The following is a 947-nucleotide window of genomic DNA, read 5'->3' on the forward strand; positions in this document are numbered from 1 at the left end:
CCCGCACGAAAGGTGTAACGATTTGGGCACTGTCTCAACCAGAGACTCGGTGAAATTATAGTACCTGTGAAGATGCAGGTTACCCGCGACAGGACGGAAAGACCCCGTGGAGCTTTACTGTAGCCTGATATTGAATTTTGGTACAGTTTGTACAGGATAGGCGGGAGCCATTGAAACCGGAGCGCTAGCTTCGGTGGAGGCGCTGGTGGGATACCGCCCTGACTGTATTGAAATTCTAACCTACGGGTCTTATCGACCCGGGAGACAGTGTCAGGTGGGCAGTTTGACTGGGGCGGTCGCCTCCTAAAGTGTAACGGAGGCGCCCAAAGGTTCCCTCAGAATGGTTGGAAATCATTCGTAGAGTGCAAAGGCATAAGGGAGCTTGACTGCGAGACCTACAAGTCGAGCAGGGACGAAAGTCGGGCTTAGTGATCCGGTGGTTCCGCATGGAAGGGCCATCGCTCAACGGATAAAAGCTACCCCGGGGATAACAGGCTTATCTCCCCCAAGAGTCCACATCGACGGGGAGGTTTGGCACCTCGATGTCGGCTCATCGCATCCTGGGGCTGTAGTCGGTCCCAAGGGTTGGGCTGTTCGCCCATTAAAGCGGTACGCGAGCTGGGTTCAGAACGTCGTGAGACAGTTCGGTCCCTATCCGTCGTGGGCGTAGGAAATTTGAGAGGAGCTGTCCTTAGTACGAGAGGACCGGGATGGACGCACCGCTGGTGTACCAGTTGTTCTGCCAAGGGCATAGCTGGGTAGCTATGTGCGGAAGGGATAAGTGCTGAAAGCATCTAAGCATGAAGCCCCCCTCAAGATGAGATTTCCCATAGCGTAAGCTAGTAAGATCCCTGAAAGATGATCAGGTTGATAGGTTCGAGGTGGAAGCATGGTGACATGTGGAGCTGACGAATACTAATAGATCGAGGACTTAACCATATAATATG

The 947-nt window shown here is 53.2% G+C and carries 1 rRNA gene; it reads left to right on the forward strand.

Going from position 1 to position 947, the window contains the following annotated elements:
- Positions 1 to 939 (forward strand): 23S ribosomal RNA (locus tag MR143_RS32645); the annotation flags it as partial.
- Positions 940 to 947 lie beyond the last annotated feature (8 nt).

This window comes from Bacillus cereus group sp. BfR-BA-01347 (assembly GCF_022663835.1).
Lineage (GTDB): Bacteria > Bacillota > Bacilli > Bacillales > Bacillaceae_G > Bacillus_A > Bacillus_A thuringiensis_K.